The 20097-nt window shown below is 70.6% G+C and carries 14 protein-coding genes; 9 read left to right on the top strand and 5 right to left on the bottom strand.

Annotated features, from left to right (window positions below):
* Positions 1 to 39: 39 nt before the first annotated feature.
* The 4 genes from RDV84_RS12005 to RDV84_RS12020 form a co-directional block, all read right to left on the bottom strand.
* A complete protein-coding gene (locus RDV84_RS12005; protein WP_309153534.1) occupies positions 40 to 2805 on the bottom strand; it encodes a valine--tRNA ligase in 2766 nt (921 codons plus the stop codon).
* 141 nt (positions 2806 to 2946) lie between these two features.
* Complete coding sequence (locus tag RDV84_RS12010) at positions 2947 to 3372, bottom strand: DNA polymerase III subunit chi (RefSeq protein ID WP_057948862.1); 426 nt, start codon at positions 3370 to 3372, stop codon at positions 2947 to 2949.
* Between the two features lie 6 nt (positions 3373 to 3378).
* Entirely contained in the window at positions 3379 to 3684 is a 306-nt protein-coding gene (locus tag RDV84_RS12015) for a DUF6968 family protein (protein ID WP_309153535.1), read from the bottom strand.
* Positions 3685 to 3699: 15 nt separating this feature from the next.
* Complete coding sequence (locus RDV84_RS12020; protein WP_309153536.1) at positions 3700 to 5172, bottom strand: leucyl aminopeptidase; 1473 nt, start codon at positions 5170 to 5172, stop codon at positions 3700 to 3702.
* A gap of 302 nt (positions 5173 to 5474) precedes the next feature.
* On the opposite strand from RDV84_RS12020, the gene lptF reads away from it, so the two are divergent.
* Together lptF and lptG are read left to right on the top strand one after the other, a co-directional pair.
* Entirely contained in the window at positions 5475 to 6557 is a 1083-nt protein-coding gene (gene lptF, locus RDV84_RS12025) for an LPS export ABC transporter permease LptF (protein ID WP_057948859.1), read from the top strand.
* The gene (lptG, locus tag RDV84_RS12030; protein WP_057948858.1) at positions 6554 to 7654 is read left to right on the top strand and encodes an LPS export ABC transporter permease LptG; all 1101 of its coding nucleotides are present in this window, start codon (positions 6554 to 6556) and stop codon (positions 7652 to 7654) included. Before lptF ends, lptG begins: the two co-directional genes overlap by 4 nt.
* A 163-nt stretch (positions 7655 to 7817) precedes the next feature.
* Here lptG and RDV84_RS12035 read toward each other — a convergent pair whose 3' ends face one another.
* Positions 7818 to 8297 (bottom strand): RDD family protein, encoded by a 480-nt coding sequence (locus tag RDV84_RS12035; protein ID WP_078996012.1) that lies wholly within the window; start codon positions 8295 to 8297, stop codon positions 7818 to 7820.
* 127 nt (positions 8298 to 8424) lie between these two features.
* On the opposite strand from RDV84_RS12035, the gene xerD reads away from it, so the two are divergent.
* From xerD to RDV84_RS12070, 7 genes are all read left to right on the top strand, one after another.
* A complete protein-coding gene (gene xerD, locus RDV84_RS12040; RefSeq protein ID WP_309153537.1) occupies positions 8425 to 9369 on the top strand; it encodes a site-specific tyrosine recombinase XerD in 945 nt (314 codons plus the stop codon).
* Between the two features lie 198 nt (positions 9370 to 9567).
* Positions 9568 to 10464 carry a DsbC family protein gene (locus RDV84_RS12045; protein WP_309153538.1) on the top strand — a complete coding sequence of 299 codons (897 nt, stop codon included), beginning with the start codon at positions 9568 to 9570 and terminating at the stop codon, positions 10462 to 10464.
* Between the two features lie 451 nt (positions 10465 to 10915).
* Positions 10916 to 11800 (top strand): DsbC family protein, encoded by an 885-nt coding sequence (locus RDV84_RS12050; RefSeq protein ID WP_057948855.1) that lies wholly within the window; start codon positions 10916 to 10918, stop codon positions 11798 to 11800.
* Positions 11801 to 12105: 305 nt separating this feature from the next.
* Positions 12106 to 16149 (top strand): phosphoribosylformylglycinamidine synthase, encoded by a 4044-nt coding sequence (gene purL / locus RDV84_RS12055; protein ID WP_309153539.1) that lies wholly within the window; start codon positions 12106 to 12108, stop codon positions 16147 to 16149.
* A 96-nt stretch (positions 16150 to 16245) separates the two neighbouring features.
* Complete coding sequence (locus RDV84_RS12060) at positions 16246 to 16773, top strand: hypothetical protein (protein ID WP_309153540.1); 528 nt, start codon at positions 16246 to 16248, stop codon at positions 16771 to 16773.
* A 353-nt stretch (positions 16774 to 17126) separates the two neighbouring features.
* Positions 17127 to 18836, top strand: coding sequence for a type II secretion system ATPase GspE (gene gspE, locus RDV84_RS12065; RefSeq protein ID WP_057948852.1), 1710 nt, complete (start codon positions 17127 to 17129; stop codon positions 18834 to 18836).
* Positions 18833 to 20086 (top strand): tetratricopeptide repeat protein, encoded by a 1254-nt coding sequence (locus RDV84_RS12070; RefSeq protein WP_309153541.1) that lies wholly within the window; start codon positions 18833 to 18835, stop codon positions 20084 to 20086. The genes gspE and RDV84_RS12070 overlap by 4 nt, the downstream gene beginning before the upstream one ends.
* Positions 20087 to 20097 lie beyond the last annotated feature (11 nt).

Here is a 20097-nt window from a genome sequence, read left to right on the forward strand (position 1 = left end):
CCAAGTCGCGGCTTTTTCGCCGATCCCAAACGCCCGGATTCAGTCCAGCTTGCGCCGCTGCGCCGCCAGTTCTTCCAGCATCGCGGTCCAGTCGACCAGGCGCTTGCGCTCCTGTTCCACCACCGCCGGCGGCGCGTTCTGCACGAAGGTGTCGCTGGCGAGCTTGGCCTTGCACTTGTCGATCTCGCCGGCCACGCGCTTGCTTTCCTTGTCCAGGCGCACGCGCTCGGCGTCGAGCTTCTCCGCCGGCAGCGGCACCAGCAGGATCAGTTCGCCGACCACCGCCGCCGCGGCCGGCGGCGCGGACGCCGCGTCCTCGACGAACTCGATCCGGTCGAGCTTGTTGAGGAAGCGCAGCTGCGAGGCGAAGCGCTCGCTGCGCTCGCGGTCGCTGGCGTCGCCCTTGGCCAGCAGCAGCGAGACCGCGTCGGACGGCTTGACGTTGAGTTCGCTGCGCACCTTGCGCAGCGCCGACACCATCGCCTTGAGCCACTCCACGTCGGCCTCGGCCTGGGCATCGCCGCCGGCGATGTCGGCGGCGCGCGGGTACGGCCGCAGCATCACCGTCGCCTCGTCCAGGCCGAGCTTGGGCGCGATCTGCTGCCACAGTTCGTCGGTCACGAACGGAATCAGCGGGTGCAGCAGCGACAGCAGCCGTTCGAGCACGTACAGCAGGGTGTGGCGGGTGCTGTCGGCGGCGGCGCGGTCCTCGCCCTGCAGCGCCGGCTTGGACAGTTCGACGAACCAGTCGCAGTAGGCGTTCCAGGCGAATTCGTACAGGCTCTGGGCGAGCAGGTCGAAGCGGTAGGCGGCGAAGTGGGCCTGCGCCTCGTCCGCGGTCTTGGCCAGCTGCGCCAGGATCCAGCGCTCGGCGTCGGTCCTGGGCTGCGGCGCGCCGGAGAAGCTCGCGCCCTCGGTGTTCATCAGCACGAAGCGGGTGGCGTTCCACAGCTTGTTGCAGAAGTTCTTGTAGCCCTCGGCGCGGCCGAGGTCGAACTTGATGTCGCGGCCGTGGGTGGCCAGCGCGGCGATGGTGAAGCGCAGCGCGTCGGCGCCGAACGCCGGGATGCCTTCGGGGAATTCGCGGCGCGTGGCCTTTTCGATCTTCTCGGCCATCTTCGGCTGCATCAGGCCCGAGACGCGCTTGGCGACCAGGTCCTCGAGCGGGATGCCGTCGATCAGGTCGAGCGGATCGAGCACGTTGCCCTTGGACTTGGACATCTTCTGCCCGTCCTTGTCGCGCACCAGGCCGTGCATGTACACGTCCTTGAACGGCACCACGCCGACGAAATGGTCGGTCAGCATGATCATGCGCGCGACCCAGAAGAAGATGATGTCGAACCCGGTGACCAGCACGCTGGTCGGCAGGTAGCGCTCGAAACCGCGCGCGCCCATCGCCGCCTCGTCCGGCCAGCCCTGGGTGCTGAACGGCCACAGGCCCGAGGAGAACCAGGTCTCCAGCACGTCGTTGTCCTGGCGCAGCGCGACGTCCGCGCCGAGTCCGGCGCGCGCGCGCGCGTCGGCTTCGTCGCGGCCGACGTAGATCGCGCCGGCGTCGTCGTACCACGCCGGAATGCGGTGGCCCCACCACAACTGGCGGCTGATGCACCAGTCCTGGATGTTCTCCATCCAGTGGCGGTAGGTGTTGATCCAGTTGCCCGGAACGAAGCGCACCTCGCCCTTTTCCACGATTTCCAGGCCGCGCGCGGCCAGGCCGTCCATCTTCACGAACCACTGGTCGGTCAGGTAGGGCTCGATCACCTGGTTGGTGCGGTCGCCGCGCGGCACTTGCAGCTTGTGGTCCTTGGTCTCGACCAGCAGGCCCAGCGCTTCCAGGTCGGCGAGCACCGCCTTGCGCGCGTCGAAACGGTCCAGGCCGACGTACTTCGCCGGCGCGTTGCCGTTGACCTTCGCGTCGAGGGTGAAAATGTTGATCAGCGGCAGGTTGTGGCGCTGGCCGACCGCGTAGTCGTTGAAGTCGTGCGCCGGGGTGACCTTGACCACGCCGGTGCCGAACTCGCGGTCGACGTAGGCGTCGGCGATGACCGGAATCTCGCGCTCGCTCAGCGGCAGCTTCACGGTCTTGCCGATCAGGTGCGCGTAGCGCTCGTCGTCGGGATGGACCATGACCGCGGTGTCGCCGAGCATGGTTTCCGGACGCGTGGTGGCGACCACCAGCGTCGCGCTGCCGTCGCTGAGCGGATAGGAGATCGACCACAGGAAGCCGTTCTCTTCCTCGTTGACGACTTCCAGGTCGGAGATCGCGGTCTTCAGCACCGGGTCCCAATTGACCAGGCGCTGGCCGCGGTAGATCAGGCCCTGCTCGTGCATGCGCACGAACGCCTCGACCACCGCGTTGGACGCGATCGGGTCCATCGTGAACATCGAGCGCGACCAGTCGCCGGACGCGCCGAGGCGGCGCATCTGCCGCTCGATGGTGCCGCCGGAGTGCTGCTTCCACTCCCACACCTTCTCGATGAAGCCGTCGCGGCCGAGGCCGTCGCGGGTCAGCCCTTCCTGGCCGAGATTGCGCGCGACCACCATCTCGGTGGCGATGCCGGCGTGGTCGGTGCCCATCTGCCACAAGGTGTCGCAGCCGAGCATGCGGTGGTAGCGGATCAGCGCGTCCTGCAGGGTGTGCTGGAACGCATGGCCCATGTGCAGGGTGCCGGTGACGTTCGGCGGCGGCAGCAGGATGGTGTAGGCCGGCCCCTCGCCGCGCGGCTTGAATACGCCGCTGCTTTCCCACTGTTCGTACAGGCGGGCTTCGAACTGTTTGGGATCGTAGCTGGACTCGAGGGACATAGGGTCAGGGCAGGCAATGAAAGGAATGGGAAAGGCGGGGACAGCGCGAGCGGTGAAATCGTTACGTCGAAGGTGAGGGCGAAGGCCGTGGCGAACAACCATTGCGGTTAGCTCCCATCGCCGTCGCGCCTCGCCGTGCGGCTACATGTCGTGCTTGTTCAATTGCAAGCCGCGCGCCTGGTACTGCTTCCAGCGCTCGCGCAGCGGGCCGCGCGCGCCGTCGTCGGCGGGGACCACCTCGAGCACGCGCTCGAAGCCGTCGGCGACCGCGGCGTCGCGCAGGTTGATCACCAGCGCGCGCAGCGCGGGGTCGTGGTCGGGCGCGGCGATCAGCACGTCGGCTTCGTCCTCGTCCTCGTCCATGCCGGCGATCTGGTGCGGGATGTAGGCGTCCTCGCCCATGTCCCACAGCATGTCGTCGAGCTGCTCGGCCTGCTCGGCGCTGCGCGCCAGGATCAGGGTCGGCAGGCTGGCGGCGTGGGCCTTGCGCGCCAGTTCGCACACCAGGCGCATCGGCTCTTCTTTGAAGCGCGGCGATTGGATCAGGTAGAAGTCGGCGCGGGGCATGGGTGCCTACTTTGCGGAGGGAAAGAGGTCGTCGAGCGCGTAGGGTTCGTCGTCGTCGGGCCACAGCAGGCGGTGTCCCTGCCGCAGCTGCGCCTGCAGCATGCCGCGGGCGAAGCCCATCGCCAGGACGATCGCCTGCCAGGCGTCCACGCCATGGATCTCATGGCGCGAAGCCGGGCCGGAGCCGCTGTCGAGCTCGACCGCGCAGACGCAGTCGTCGCGGTGGGTCCGCGGCTGGCCGATGCGGACCCGCACCGTCGCTACCGAACCATCGGCCGCGACCCTGCGCAGACGGCGTTCGGCCAGCCACATGCCCGTGCGCGGCGCTCAGGCGCCGCCGCGCTCCAGCAGCCACTGCGACAGCATGCCGACCGGCCGGCCGGTCGACAGGCCGCGCTTGCCTTCTTCGCTGGCGACGCCGGCGATGTCCAGGTGCGCCCAGCGCTGGCCTTCGGCGAAACGGGCCAGGAAGCAGCCGGCGGTGATCGCGCCGGCCCAGCGGCCGCCGATGTTGTAGACGTCGGCGAAGCTGGATTCGAGCTGGGTCTGGTATTCGTCCCACAGCGGCAGGCGCCAGGCGCGGTCGAACACCTGCTCGCCGGCGCCGATCAGCTCGGCCGACAGGTCGTCGTGCTTGCTCATCAGGCCGGTCGCGAACTTGCCCAGGGCGACCACGCAGGCGCCGGTCAGGGTCGCCACGTCGAGCAGCGCCTGCGGTTCGAAGCGCTGGGCGTAGGTCAGCGCGTCGCACAGGATCAGGCGGCCCTCGGCGTCGGTGTTGCCGACCTCGATGGTCTTGCCGGACATGCTGGTCAGCACGTCGGACGGGCGGTAGGCGTCGGCGTCGGGCATGTTCTCCACCGCCGGCACGATCACCACCAGGTTGATCGGCAGCTGCATGCCCACGGCCGCGACGAACGCGCCCATCACCGAGGCCGCGCCGCACATGTCGAACTTCATCTCCTCGATGCCGCCCTGGACCTTGAGGTTGATGCCGCCGGTGTCGAAGGTGATGCCCTTGCCGACCAGCACGTACGGCTTGGCGTCGCCGCCGTTGCTGTACTTGAGCACGATGAGCTTCGGCGGATTGGCCGAGCCGCGCGCCACCGCGAGCAGCGAGCCCATGCCCAGTTCCTGCATCTGCGCGCGGTCGAGCACTTCGCACTCGGTGTTGGCGAAGCGGTCGGCGAACTCGCTGGCCTGCTGCGCCAGGTAGGCCGGGTTGCAGACGTTCGGCGGCAGGTTGCCGAGCTCGCGCGCGAACTGCACGCCGGCGGCGATGGCCTGGCCGTGGGCGAGCGCGGCGGTGTCGCCGCCGCTGATGGAGAGCTTGCGCAGGCCCGGCTCGTCCTTCTTCTTGCCGAGCGTGGCGGTGTAGCGGTAGCAGGCGTGGTCGGCGGCGATGGCGGCCTGGCGGATCGCCCAGGCGGCGTCGCGGCCGGCCACGGGTTCTTCGCTGAGGGTCAGCAGCGCGTGCGCGACCGGGCCGGCCTTGAGCGCGCGCGCCGCGTCGCCGACCGCCTTGAGGTATTGGGCCACGCCGAACTTGCCCGGCTCGCCCAGGCCCACCACCAGCACGCGCGGCGAGGCCACGCCGGGCACGTCGTGCAGCAGCGCGGTCTTGCCGGTCTTGCCGCTGATGTCGCCGCGTTCCAGCAGCACGGTCAGGCGGCCGCCGCTGGCTTCATCCAGCGTTCGCGCCGCAGCGGTCAGGGTCTTGTCGGCGAAGGCGCCTACCACGACGCAATCGGTTTGGGCGGCGGCCGCAGCGTCGCGGTTCAGGTCGAATTCGAGGGTCATCCAACAGATTCCCGAGCAGATAGGAAGGTGAGTACGTACAATCGTCCGGCTATGCCGAGGCCGATCCTGAGAACGCATGCCCTGCGGCATGCCTTGCGGGGCGGACCGCGGAACCGGCGGAAGGCCGGCGACGCGGGGCGCGGAAGGATTCGCGACCGGGGCCAGGCCCGCCATGGCGTTCCGGGACCGGAATCGGACCGGTCGCCGGGCGGCGAGGGCAGGCCAGCCGTCGAACGAACCCCCGAGTTTAAAGCAAGCCCGCCCGATGCCGAAGCCCATTCCGAAGCGCGCCCCCACGCCTCATGCAGAAGCTTGACCGTTACCTGACCGGCGAATTCGCCCAGGCGATCTTCGCCACCCTGGTGGTGCTGCTGATCGTCTGCGTCGGCGGCGCCTTCACCGACGTGCTCGAGGACATCGCCAAGGGCAAGGTCCCGGCCGGGTTGATGCTGGTCCAGCTGGGCCTGGTCCTGATCAAGTGGCTGCCGCTGATCCTGCCGCTGGCGCTGCTGCTGGGGCTGATGCTGGGCATGGGCCGGCTGTACCGCGATTCGGAGATGCCGGTGATCGCCTCGGTCGGCGTCGGCCCGCGCCGGCTGCTCAGGCCGCTGCTGCTGGTAGCCGGGCCGATCGTGCTGCTGGTCGGCGCCTGCTCGATGTGGCTGGGCCCCTGGGCCGACCGCTCCTCGCGGGCGATGATCAACGAGGCCAATCGCAGCCTGGTGGTGGCCGGGCTGGAGCCGGGCGCCTTCACCGGCCTGCCCAACGGCAACGGGGTGATCTACGTCGGCGGCATGTCCAACGACGGCAAGAGCTTCGACCGGGTCTTCATCTACCGCGCCAAGCCCGACCGCCGCGACGTCACCACCTCCAAGACCGGCCGCCTCACCGTCGACGCCAACGGCGAGCGCTACCTGACCCTGGACGACGGCTTCGAGGTCGAAGGGCCCGACAACGGCGACCTCAACTACCGGCTGATGCGCTACAAGCGCAACGACGTGCTGCTGCCGGCCAACGAGGACCGCTACGATCCCAAGTCGCCGGAAATGCTGACCACGCTGCAGCTGATCGGCGATCCGCGCCGCGAGGCCAACGCCCAGCTGCACTACCGCCTGACCCCGCCGCTGATGGCGCTGGCGTTCGCCCTGCTGGCGATCCCGCTGGCGCGCAGCACGCCGCGCCAAGCCCGCTACGGCAGCATGCTGATCGGCTTCCTGGCGTACCTGATCGGCTTCAATTTCATGATGATGGGCACCGGCTGGCTCGAGGACGGCAAGATCCCCGGCCCGCTCGGCCTGTGGTGGCTGAGCGTGCCGCTGCTGGCGGTGGCGTCGTGGATGTACCTGCGCGACGGCCGGGTCGGCCGGCGGAGGGCGGCGGCATGAAGCCCTTCCCGAAGATCCACGACATCTATGTCGGCCGGGTGGTGCTCAGCACCGTGCTGCTGACCTGGGCGGTGCTGCTGGGCCTGGACTTCATGCTCAGCTTCGTCGGCGAATTCGGCGACATCGGCAAGGGCCGCTACGGGATCATGCAGGCGCTGGCCTACATGGCCCTGACCGTGCCGCGCCGCGCCTACGCGCTGTTCCCCTACGCCTCGGTGGTCGGTTCGCTGATGGCGCTGGGCCAGCTGGCCTCGACCTCGGAGCTGACCGTGCTGCGCGCGGTCGGCCTGTCGCGGCGCCGGCTCAGCATCGCGGTGGCCGGCGCGCTGGCGCTGCTGACCCTGCTGATGGTGTTCAACGGCGAGACCCTGGCGCCGGCCGCGCAGCGCCGCGCCGAGAGCCTCAAGGCCGCGGCCAAGTCCAACAACCAGGTGGTCGCCGAGTACTCCGGCCTGTGGGCGCGCGAGGGCGACGTGATCCTGGCCGCCAGCCAGGGCCAGGAGCGCAGCCAGGGCGCCGACCGCTGGCTGGAACTGCGCAACGTCAACCTGTACCAGTTCGGCGCGGACGGGCGGCTGGTGTCGATCGCGGTGGCCGGCGTGGCCGAGCACCGCCCCGGCGGCTGGCTGCTGCGCGACGTCACCCGCACCACCTTCCACGAGAAATCGGCGGAGAAGAAGCACATCGCCGAGGAACGCTGGGAGTCCAAGCTCGACAGCTCGGCGCTGATGAGCGGCACCAACCGGCCGCGCTACCTCAGCGCCACCGCCCTGCACAAGGCGATCGAGGATCGCCAGCGCAACCAGCTCGACGCCGGCGAGTTCGAGGCCCACTACTGGGGCCGCTGGTTCTACCCGCTCAACGTGCTGGCGCTGTGCCTGGCGGCGGTGCCGTTCGCCTTCGGCAGCCTGCGCAGCGGCGGCATGAGCAAGCGCTTGTTCATCGGCATCGTGTTCGCGTTGATGTTCTGGCTGCTGCAGAACCAGTTCGTCGAACTGGCCAAGGTGTTCCGCTTCGACTTCCGCCTGGCCTATCTGATGCCGACCGTGGTGATGCTGTCGGTGTCGGCGTTCTTGTTCCGACGACGGTCGGGCTAGCCGCTGCTTTTTGTAGGAGCGGCGCGAGCCGCGACCGCGATGCCGCGGCCGCGACGAAAGCGGCGAGGTCCGTCGCTTCGCGGGAACCTGAGTTTCGCAGTCGTTCGCAGTCGTTCGCAGTTGCGCGGTCGCGACTCGCGTCGCTCCTACAAGGGGCGGCCGATCAGCGCGGGCGCTTGGGCAGGCGCGAAGTGCGCGTGCCGCTGGCGCGGTCGTGCCAGGTGAGCCGGTCGCGGTCGAACCAGGCCCACCAGAATCCCAGTCCGCCCAGCGCCAGCGACAGCGTGCCGACCGCGTAGCGCAGCCACAGCGCCTTCCAGCCCGGCACGCCGCCCTCGGCGGCGCCGACCCGCAGCCGCCACGGCCGCATCCCCAGTGTCTGGCCGCCGCGGCGCCAGCTCAACGTGGCGTAGCCGCCGGCGGCGAGCCAGCACAGCGCCCATTCCAGGAACCACCAAGCGGTCAGCGGCCGGATGTTTTCGTGGGTGTCGTGCCCGGCGACGGTGAAGGCCGCCACCATCACCGCGCCGATCAGCATCCACAGCGCCAGCACCGGCCAGAAGTCGTAGAACAGCGAGAGCAGGCGCCAGCCGATCAGGGCGGCGGGGCGGTCGGGGGCTGTGGCGGCGGCGGGTTGAGTCATCGCGGCAGGATAAAGGCAGGAGTGAGCGTGGAGGAGTGAGGAGTGAGCGAAAGCCGCAAACGCCTGCTTTCCGCTTTCGCTCACTGCTCGCTCCTCCACGCTCGCTCCTGTGCCCTAAGCTCGCCCCATGACCTCCACCCCCGCCGACCGCCGCACTCTCGCCATGGCCTTGCCGCCGCTCGAGCAAGCCGATGCCGATGCGATCGCCTCGTTCCTGGATGCGATCTGGGCCGAAAGCGGCCTCGCCCAGCAGACCCTGCACAGTTACCGCCGCGACCTGGAGGGGCTGGCGCGCTGGCGCGAGGGGCGCGGGCTGGCCGGCGCCGACCGCGCGGCCTTGTTCGATTACCTGGCCTGGCGCACCCGCGAGGGCTATTCGCCGCGCAGCAATGCGCGGCTGTTGTCGGCGCTGCGCGCGTTCTACGCCTACCGGCTGCGCCGCGGCCTGCGCCGCGACGACCCGACCGCGTTGCTGGCGCCGCCGAAACTGCCGCGCTCGCTGCCCAAGGCGCTGGCCGAGAGCCAGATCGACGCGCTGCTGGCCGCGCCCGAGGTCGAACAACCGCTGGGCCTGCGCGACCGCGCCATGCTCGAACTGATGTACGCCTGCGGCCTGCGCGTCAGCGAGCTGGTGCAGTTGCCGGCGACCGCGATCAACCTGCGCCAGGGCGTGCTGCGGGTGATGGGCAAGGGCAGCAAGGAGCGGCTGGTGCCGCTGGGCGAGGAGGCCCAGCACTGGCTGGAGCGCTACCTCGCGCAGGCGCGGCCGACGCTGGCCGGCAAGCGCGCGCTGGCGCCGTTGTTTATCGAGCCCAGCGGCGAAGCGCCGAGCCGGCAGGCGTTCTGGCACCTGGTCAAGCGCTACGCCGCCGCGGCCGGCATCGACCCCGCGCGGATCAGCCCGCACGGCCTGCGCCACAGTTTCGCCACCCATTTGCTCAACCGCGGCGCCGACCTGCGCGCGCTGCAGTTGCTGCTCGGGCACAGCTCGCTGTCGACCACCCAGATCTACACCCTGGTCGCGCGCGAGCAGCTCAAGCGCCTGCACGCGAAACACCATCCGCGCGGCTGATCCGGCGTCGCGGCGTCTGTCGGCGGCGTGCGCGCGATCGCCTGCGCGGGGCGGGGCGGGGCGGCGAACGGCGACGCTGGCGCACCCGCCGTGATCGGACTCACGGAACGTCGGAATGAGCGCGCGGCCCGCGACCGGCGGTTGAACTCCGATCCGCCGCGGGCGGTCGATTCGCCCACCCGCCAAGGAATCCAGGCCATGAAACGCATCCTGCTCGCCATGCTCGGCGTCGCCAGTCTGTCCGCCTGCGCGCAGGCGCCGCAGGGCGCGGTCGCGAACCCGGCGGAGGCCGCCAAGCCGGCCGTCGCGGCCGCGATGCCCGCCACGCCCGCTACGCCGAAGGTCGCCGCCGGCAGCGCCGAGGCGCGCGCGGTCGCGGCGGTGCGCTCGCTCAACGCCGCGGTCGCCATCGACAAGGTCGGCCCGGCGCCGATGCCGGGCTTCCGCGAGGTGGTCGCCGGCACCCAGGTGGTCTATGTCAGCGACGACGGCGACTACCTGTTCCTGCCCGGGCCCGGCGGGGCGCTGTTCAACCTGCGGGCCAAGCGCAACCTGACCCAGGACACCGTGGCCGGCCTGCGCCGCGACCTGCTCAAGGCGATCCCCGCCAGCGAGCGCATCGTGTTCGCCCCGGCCAGCCCGAAGTACACGGTCACCGTGTTCACCGACGCCGAATGCGGCTACTGCCGCAAGCTGCACAGCGAGATCGCCGAGTACAACCGCCAGGGCATCGCGGTGGAGTACCTGGCGTTCCCGCGCATGGGCCTGGGCACCGAGGACTACAAGAAGATGGTGTCGGTGTGGTGCGCGGCCGACCGGCGCAAGGCCCTGACCGAGGTCAAGGCCGGCCGCGACCTGCAGGCCCGGCAGTGTCCGAACACGGTCGAGCAGCAGTACCGGATCGGGCTGCAGGCCGGCGTCGGCGAAACCGGCACGCCGACGGTGCTGACCGCCGACGGCGTCCAACTCGGTGGCTATGTCCCGCCGGCGCGGCTGCGCGAGGCGCTGGACCGCCTGGCGGCCGAGGCCAAGGGGGCGGCGAAGGCGCCGCCCGCGGGCGGCGCTGGGCCGGCGTCGGCGGCTGGCGGCGCGTGAGTCGCGGAGGCTGAATCCCGGCGATCGAGTCCCGGCGCACACGTCCCGGCGCTCCCGTCCCGAGGCCCGGGTATCGCCGCCCGGGCATCGCCGCATCGCGCTCGCCGCATGCGGTTCGCGCCCACAGGGGGCGGCAACAGGCGGGCGGCAAGACGCCGGCCGGGCAAGGCTCCGCCCGTGCGGCCGCTGCCGCTCCGGGCCCGCGCCGGCGGCGTGCCCGCCCGCACCGCGCCAGCGTTCGGCCGGCGGCCCAAGGCGCGCGCGGCGGGCCCTAATCCGGCCGGACCCGCCGCGCGGCGACGATTCCAATCCGCGACCGATGCCCGCCCAAGCCCGCGTGACCCGGGTCGCGGAACACGAACTGCAAACCCCCTCCATGCCACAATCGGCCGAACCTAACGTCCCCCGGGCGGTCCAACGCCCCATCGCTCCCGCCAAGGATTCACAGCAAATGAAGCGCATCCTCTTCGCCGTGCTCGGCGCCATCAGCCTGTCCGCCTGTGCCCAGGCGCCGCAGGGCGCCGCCGCCGCGGCCAAGACCGATCCGGCCAAGGCCGACGCCGCCCAGCCGGCGGTGCCGACCGGCAACGCGCCCAAGGTCGCCGCCGGCAGCGCCGACGCGCGCGCGGTCGAAGCCGTGCGCACGCTCAACCCGAAGGTCGACATCGACAAGGTCGGCCCGGCGCCGATGCCGGGCTTCCGCGAGGCGGTGGTCGGCGGCCAGGTGGTCTACGTCAGCGACGACGGCCGCTACCTGTTCCTGCCCGGCTCCGGCGGCGCGCTGTTCGACACCAAGGCCAAGCGCAACGTGATGGAAGACACCCTGGCCGGCATGCGCCGCGACCTGCTCAAGACCATCCCGGCCAGCGAGCGCATCGTGTTCGCCCCGCCGAACCCCAAGCACACCGTCACCATCTTCACCGACGTGGAATGCGGCTACTGCCGCAAGCTGCACAGCGAGATCGCCGAGTACAACCGCCAGGGCATCGCGGTGGAGTACCTGGCGTTCCCGCGCATGGGCATCGGCAGCGAGGACTACAAGAAGATGGTCTCGGTGTGGTGCGCGACCGACCGCCGCAAGGCCCTGACCGACGCCAAGTCCGACCACGGCGCGGTGTCGTCGAAGCAGTGCAAGAACTCGGTCGAGCAGCAGTACGAAGTCGGCCAGCGCGCCGGCCTGACCGGCACCCCGATGATCCTGAACGTCGACGGCGTCCAGCTCGGCGGCTACGTGCCGCCGGCGCAGCTGCGCGAGGCGCTGGACAAGCTGGCGGCCGAGTCCAAGACCGCGGCCAAGCCGGCCGCGGCGGTGGCGACCCCGGTCGGCGGCCTGTAAGCCCGGCCCGCCCCGGCAGCTTTGCCCGAAAGGCCCGCGCGAGCGGGCCTTTCGCCGTTTTCGGCCCGCCCGCGGGCATCCCGATGGCCCCCTGCAGGAGCGGCGCAAGCCGCGACCGCGACCACGCAGCCGCCCGCGCAAGCCGCGACAGGCCGCGATTTCACCGCACATCCGGCCAACGCCGCCCGCCCAGGCCGCGCGGTCGCGGCTCGCGCCGCTCCTGCAGGGGCGGCCGAACCGTCGATCCCATCCGGCCGTTCGTTCCCAGAGCCCCGACCCCGAGCCCCGCCGGCCCTTCGGGTACAATGACGGGCCCTGCGTTGCACGGTTCTTCGGACATGATCGTCCTCGAGGGCCCCTCGGCCCTGTCTTCGTTCCGCCGCCAGCGGCTGCAAGCCCGCCTGTCCGCCCTCCATCCCTCCGTCCGCCTGCTCGATGCCTGGCCCGTGTACTGGGTCGAGCCCGAGCCCGGCCGCGCGCCCGACGACGCCACCCTGCGCCGCATCCTGCAAGCCGAAGCGGCGCAGGCCGCGCGCGCCGACGGCGCCGTGTCGCGCTACGCGACCCCGCGCCTGGGCACGCTGTCGCCGTGGGCCAGCAAGGCCACCGAGCTGCTGCGCGGCGCCGGCCAGCCGGTCAAGCGGGTCGAACGCGGCCTGCGCTACGACCTGGCCGGATGGCCGGAAGACGCCCCGACCCAGGGCGCGCTGGCCAAGGTCCTGCACGATCCGATGACCCAGTCGCTGCTGGAAGCGCGCGACGACGCGGCCGCGTTGTTCGCGACGCCGGCGCGCGGCGAACTCGAACGCATCGCCCTGGACGAACTGGAAGCCGCCAACGCCCGCCTCGGCTTGGCCCTGGCCGAGGACGAGATCGCCTACCTGCGCGAGCGCTACACCGCGCTCGGTCGCGCCCCGGCCGACGTCGAACTGATGATGTTCGCCCAGGCCAACTCCGAGCACTGCCGGCACAAGATCTTCAACGCATCCTGGACCCTCGACGGCCGCGACCAGCCGCAGTCCTTGTTCAAGATGATCAAGTACACCCACGCGCAGACGCCGGAGAACACGCTCTCGGCGTACAGCGACAACGCCGCGGTGGTGGAAGGCTATCCGGCGCGCCGGTTCCGCCCGCAGCCGGGCAGCCAGGCCTATGCGGCCGAAGCGCAGGTCGATTCGGCGTTCTGCATCAAGGTCGAGACCCACAACCATCCGACCGCGATCGCTCCCTTTCCAGGAGCGAGCACCGGCAACGGCGGCGAGATCCGCGACGAAGGCGCGACCGGCCGCGGCGGCCGTCCGAAGGCCGGCCTGTGCGGTTTCAGCGTCTCGCACCTGCGCATTCCGACCCTGCCGCAACCGTGGGAAGGCGCGCGCGCGCTGAACCCGCGCATGGCGCCGGCGCTGGAGATCATGCTCGACGGCCCGATCGGCGCGGCGGCGTTCAACAACGAATTCGGCCGGCCCAACCTGGTCGGCTATTTCCGCAGCTTCGAACTCGGCCAGGGCGAGATCGCCCGCGCCTACGACAAGCCGATCATGCTCGCCGGCGGCCTCGGCGCGATCGACCGCGTGCAGGTCGCCAAGCGCGGGCTCCAGCCCGGCCATGCGGTGATCGTGCTCGGCGGCCCGGCGATGCTGATCGGCCTGGGCGGCGGCGCGGCCAGCTCGGTCGCGTCCGGCGACAGCGACGAGTCGCTCGACTTCGCCAGCGTGCAGCGCGACAACCCGGAGATGGAGCGCCGCTGCCAGGAAGTGATCGACCGCTGCGTCGCGCTCGGCGACGCCAACCCGATCGACAGCGCCCACGACGTCGGCGCCGGCGGTTTGTCCAACGCGATCCCCGAACTGCTGCACGACTCCAGCCTCGGCGGCGTGATCGACCTGGCGCGCGTGCCCAGCGACGATCCCTCGCTGTCGCCGATGCAGCTGTGGTGCAACGAATCGCAGGAGCGCTACGTGCTCGGCCTGCCGGCCGACCGCGTGGCCGACTTCGCCGCGATCTGCGAACGCGAGCGCTGCCCGTTCGCGGTGGTCGGCTATGCCACCGCCGAGGAGCATCTGGTCGTCGGCTACGGCGCGACGGTCGAGAACGCGCGCGAAAGCGGCCGCGACTGGCCGATCGACCTGCCGATGGACGTGCTGTTCGGCAAGCCGCCGAAGATGCACCGCGACACCCGCCACCCGGCGCCCGCGCCGTGGCCGGAGCTGGACTGGAGCGGCCTGGACCTGCGCGAAGCCGGTCTGCGCGTGCTCGCCCATCCGACCGTGGCGGCGAAGAACTTCCTCATCACCATCGGCGACCGCACCGTCGGCGGCCTGGTCGCGCGCGACCAGATGGTCGGCCCGTGGCAAGTGCCGGTGGCCGATTGCGCGATCACCCTCAGCGGCTTCGACGGTTTCGTCGGCGAAGCGATGGCGATCGGCGAACGCACCCCGCTGGCCCTGCTCGACGCGGCCGCGGCCGCGCGCATGGCGGTCGGCGAAGCGATCACCAACCTGTGCGCGGCGCCGGTGGAATCGCTGAACCGGATCAAGCTGTCGGCGAACTGGATGGCGGCCGCATCGCACCCGGGCGAAGACGCGTTGCTGTTCGACGCGGTCAAGGCCGTCGGCATGGAACTGTGTCCCGAGCTCGAACTGAGCATTCCGGTCGGCAAGGATTCGCTGTCGATGCAGGCGCAGTGGAGCGGGGACCGGGGACCGGGGACCGGGGACCCGGATGCCGATGCCTCTACCGGTCCCGGGTCCCCGGTCCCCGGTCCCGTGACGCACAAATCGGTGTCGCCGGTGTCGCTGATCGTCAGCGCGTTCGCGCCGGTGGTCGACGTGCGCCAGCAACTGACGCCGCTGCTGTCGCGCGAAGCCGAGACCGAGCTGTGGCTGATCGGCCTCGGCGCGGGCAAGCAGCGCCTGGGCGGTTCGGTGCTGGCGCAGGTGCATCCGCACGCCGGCGCCGGCAATGCGTCCGACGGCGGCGGCCTGCCGGCGTTCGCCGGCGCGCCGGGCGAGAACGCGCGGCATGGCAGCGGCGTGCCCGATCTCGACAGCCCGCAGCGCCTGCGCGATTTCTTCGAACTGATCCGCGACGCGCGCGAGGCCGGCCTGCTGCTGGCCTACCACGACCGCAGCGACGGCGGCGCGTTCGCCGCGCTGGCCGAAATGGCGTTCTGCTCGCGCCTGGGCCTGGACATCAGCCTCGACGGCTGGGGCGAGGACCCGTTCCGCACCCTGTTCAACGAAGAGCTCGGCGCGATCGTGCAGATCCACGACGAAGACCGCGCGGTGTTCGCCGACCTGGTCGCGCGCCACGGCCTGATCGACTGCGCCCAGCGCATCGCCAAGCCGACCACGGCGCCGTCGGTGCGGGTCAAGGACGACGGCAAGATCCTGGTCGAATGGCGCTGGGACGAGTTGTTCGACGCCTGGTGGTCGACCAGCCACGCGCTGCAGAAGCTGCGCGACAACCCCGACTGCGCCGACGAGGAACGCGCGCTCGCGCGCGACTTCGCCGCGCCGGGGCTCAAGCCGAAGCTCAACTTCGACCCGAACGAAGACATCGCCGCGCCGTTCGTCAACACGGGCGTGCGGCCGAAGGTGGCGATCCTGCGCGAGCAGGGCGTCAACGGCCAGATCGAAATGGCGGCCGCGTTCGACCAGGCCGGTTTCGAAGCCTTCGACGTGCACATGAGCGACCTGATCTCGGGCCGCTTCGACCTCGCCGAGTTCAAGGGCTTCGCCGCCTGCGGCGGCTTCAGCTACGGCGACGTGCTCGGCGCGGGCCGCGGCTGGGCCACCAGCATCCTGGAACGCAGCGCGCTGCGCGACGCCTTCGCCGCGTTCTTCGCGCGCGAGGACAGCTTCTCGCTGGGCGTGTGCAACGGCTGCCAGATGCTGGCCCAGCTCAAGCCGATCGTGCCCGGCGCCGAGCACTGGCCGGTGTTCCTGCGCAACCGCAGCGAACAGTTCGAAGCGCGCCTGGGCCTGCTGGAAGTGGTCGAATCGCCGTCGCTGTTCCTGCGCGGCATGGCCGGCTCGCGCATCCCGGTCGCGGTCGCGCACGGCGAAGGCCGCGCCAGCTTCGCCGACAACCTCGACCAGAGCGCGGCCGACATCGCCCTGCGCTACATCGACGGCGACGGCCGCGTGGCCGAGCGCTACCCGCTCAACCCCAACGGCTCGCCCGACGGCATCGCCGGCCTGAGCAGCCGCGACGGCCGCGCGACGATCCTGATGCCGCACCCCGAGCGCACCCTGCGCGCGGCCAACTTCAGTTGGGCGCCGAAGGACTGGGCCGGGGATTCGCCGTGGCTGCGGATGTTCCGCAATGCGCGGGTGTGGGTCGGCTGAGACGCCGCGCCGGCAACGAAACGACGGGCGCCCGCGAGGGCGCCCGTTTTCTTTTGAGGGCGGCGTCGCGGGCGTTGCGTGGTCCCGCAAGCGCGCTTGGCCCGCGTCCGCGGCCATGCTGGAATCGGCCATGCTGGAATCGGTCGTGCCGGGAGGGCGCGGGAGGCGGCCATGATCGTGCTGGATTACTACGACGGCCCCTTGCAGGGATTCGCCCGCGGGGCCTTCGGCGCGGACTGTTGTTACTTCCAGATCGTGGCCTGGAGCCGATGGAACGATTACCGCCTGTTTGCCGTGGTGGCGATCGAGCCGGAGACGTTCCAGCGCGTCGCCGACGCGCTGGCGCAAGCCGATGCCGGGCGCCCGGGCGCGGTCGGGCCGGCGCGATGGGCGTTCGCCGACCGCGCCACGGCCGTGCAGATGGATGCGTTGTTGCATCGCTGCATCGAACAGGCGCACTCGCCTGGCTTCCTGTGCCTGACGGACGCGGCGGCGACCGCGCCGCTGGCCCGCGTGACCACGGACGAAGCCCTGCGCCGCCGCGTTGGCGCGGCGCTGTCCAGCGGCCGGATGGCGGATTTGCGCGAATGGCGCGGCGTGGTCCGGCCGCCGGCCGAGCGTTGACGACGAAGGCGGGCCAGGGCGCCCGGATGCGACCCGCCGAGCGCAGCCATAACGGCCCGCCTGCGGCAAGCCGGCTCCCGTGGCGACGGCCAAAAGAAATGTGACCGCGGCTTTAAATCGGTTGGGGTAATTCTGGTTCTCGCGTACTGAAACGTCCGCGTATTAATGTTGCCGATTCGTCCGCAGGCGCCCGCGCCACGGGCTTTTCGCGGCTTTGCCGGAACTGGCAAACAGCGCGATCGAAACTGCTAAAGTCAGGAGTCACCCGCGACTGGGTGAATGCGCAGGAGCGTGATGTGAATGCTGTAGCCCACACTACCGATGCGGATGCCGGCGCCGAACCCGGCGCGGCCGTGGCCGCGGACGGCCAGGCCGCGGTCGACGCGCGCATCGTCGACGCGTTGCTGGCCAAGGGCCGGCTCAAGGACGCCGACCTGGCCCGCGCGCGCCGCCTGCAGGAGGAAACCGGCGGCAGCCTGCTGGCGCTGCTGGCCCGCCTGGGCCTGGTGTCCGAGCGCGACCACGCCGAGACCGTCGCGGCGGTGCTGGGCCTGCCGCTGGTCAGCGTCAAGGACGCGCCGGAGCTGCCGCCCGAGGGCGTCAGCCTGACCCCGAAGTTCATGAAGCAGTTCGCCGTGTGCCCGGTCGCCGAGAGCGAGACCCACGTCGATGTGCTGATGGCCGATCCGCAGGACGGCTACCAGCTCGACGCGCTGCGCCTGGCCAGCGGCGGTCGCCAGATCCGCCCGGCGGTGGCGCTGCGCGCCGAGGTCGGCGACCTGGTCGAGCGCTGGTTCGGCCAGGGCCGCAGCGCCATGGGCGCGATCGTGGAGACCGCCGAAGGCGAGGGCAGCGGCGATCTCGACGACGTCGAGCACCTGCGCGACCTGGCCTCGGAAGCGCCGGTGATCCGGCTGGTGAACCTGGTGATCCAGCGCGCGGTCGAGCTGCGCGCGTCCGACATCCACATCGAGCCGTTCGAGAACCGGCTCAAGGTGCGTTATCGCATCGACGGCGTGCTGGCCGAGGGCGAGAGCCCGCCGGCCAACCTGACCGCGGCGGTGATCAGCCGCATCAAGATCATGGCCAAGCTCAACATCGCCGAGCGCCGGCTGCCGCAGGACGGCCGCATCATGCTGCGGGTGCAGGGCAAGGAGCTCGACCTGCGCGTGAGCACGGTGCCGACCGCGCACGGCGAGTCGGTGGTGATGCGTCTGCTCGACCGCGAAACGGTGGTGTTCGACTTCTACAAGCTCGGCTTCACCGACGAATTCCTGCCGCAGTTCCAGAAGGTGCTCGACCAGCCGCACGGGATCATGCTGGTGACCGGCCCGACCGGTTCGGGCAAGACCACCACGCTGTACACCGCGCTGAGCAAACTCAACACCAGCGACGTCAAGATCATCACCGTCGAGGACCCGGTCGAGTACCAGATCGAGGGCATCAACCAGATCCAGGCCAAGCCGCAGATCGGCCTGGACTTCGCCCACGCCCTGCGCTCGATCGTGCGCCAGGACCCGGACATCATCATGATCGGCGAAATGCGCGATCTGGAGACCTGCCGGATCGCGATCCAGTCGGCGCTGACCGGCCACTTGGTCTTGTCGACGCTGCACACCAACAACGCCGCCGGCGGCATCACCCGCCTGCTCGACATGGGCGTCGAGGACTATCTGCTGACCTCGACCATCAACGGCATCCTCGCCCAGCGCCTGGTGCGCCGGCTGGAGCCGACCCATGCCGAGAAATACCCGGCCTCGCCCGAGGAAATCGAAAAGTTCTCGCTGCGCCGCTACCAGCCCGAAGGCGAGATTTATCTGTACCGCCCGCGCGGATCGGCGCTCGCGCCGAGCGGTTACCACGGCCGCACCACGATCATGGAGTTCCTGGTCATGAACGACGAACTGCGCCGCGCGGTGATGCGCCATGCCGGCATGGGCGAGATCGAGCAGATCGCGCGCGAGACCGCGAGCATGCGCACCATGTACGAGGACGGCATCGCCAAGGCGCTGGCGGGGCTGACCACGATCGAGGAAGTGCTGCGGGTGACCGAGGACGCATGAAACGGCTGTTGCATGGCCTCGTGCTGCTGTGCGGCCTGGCCGCGGCCGATGCCGTGGCCGGATGCGCGGCCGCGGAAGAAACGGTGGCGACCTGCCGCATCGAAGGCCAGCAGAAGCAGGTGTCGATCTGCCTGTACGAAGACGAATCCGGGCCGATGGACGTGGCTTACCGCTACGGCCCGGTGCAGGGCAAGGAAGAGCTGGTTCTGCGCGTGCCGCTGATGGAACTGGGCTACCTGACCGCGAGCGGCGCCGGCGTGACCGTCGACGAGACCGCGATCTTCGCCAGCGGCGACCATTCCTACCGGGTGACGTTCGGATTCCGCGACGGCCGCAAGCCGGATCCGTCCGCGCTGCACAAATTCGGAACCGTGCAGGTGCTGCGCCAGGGCGCCACGCTCGCCGAACTGGCCTGCGCGCCGGAAACCATCGTGCGCACGCCGGACCTGCTGCTGGAGCGCATGCGCGAGCGCGGGCGCACGCACGCCTCCGACGGCACCACGCTGAGCAACTACGACATCGACCGTCCCGGGCCGCTCTCCGAAGCGGCGCCGTGCGCGCGCAAGAACGACGTGGACACGTGCTGGAGCTTGGGCGTGTCCGCGGCGCGCGCCGGCGACCTTGCGCTGGCGCTGGGGTATTACGACAAATCCTGCGACGCCGGTTTCGTCACCTACGGCTGCTACGACGGCGGCAAGCTGTACCTGCACAACCGCCAATTGCGCGATTACGCCAAGGCCTACGAGCGCCTGGACCGCTCCTGCAAGGGCTCCGATCCCGGCCAGGCTCCGTATGCGTGCAAGTACCTGGGCTGGATGCACCAGACCGGCATCGGCGCGAAAAAAGACAACGCGGAGGCCTGGCGCTTGCTGTCGGCCGCCTGCTTCGTCCGCGCCGAGGAACCGTTGATCGACGGCGAGGGCTGCGACCTGCTCGCCAAGACGATCCTGATCGGGCATCCGCTAGGCGATGCGCAGGCGCAGCGCAACAGCGTCGGCAGCGGCTACCTGGTGTATCTCGCGCTGGCGATGGGGTGCACCGACGCCGCGGACACCGTGTGCGCGAAGGCGAAAGCCATGCTCGCCGAGGCCAAGGCGGCGCGCGCCGCGTGGGTCGCGTATTGCGAAGAAGACAGCGGCGATTGCGCCGGCATGCTCCAGCCGCAGGAGAACTTCAGTGCTACCCTCTCGCAGCGCGAACGGCTGTTCGCGCACTACCAGGATGCGCTGAAAACGCTCGGCGCGCCCTGAAGGATTCCGCC

Origin of the sequence: Lysobacter yananisis, from assembly GCF_031199375.1 — a bacterium.
GTDB classification, from domain to species: Bacteria; Pseudomonadota; Gammaproteobacteria; order Xanthomonadales; family Xanthomonadaceae; genus Lysobacter; species Lysobacter yananisis.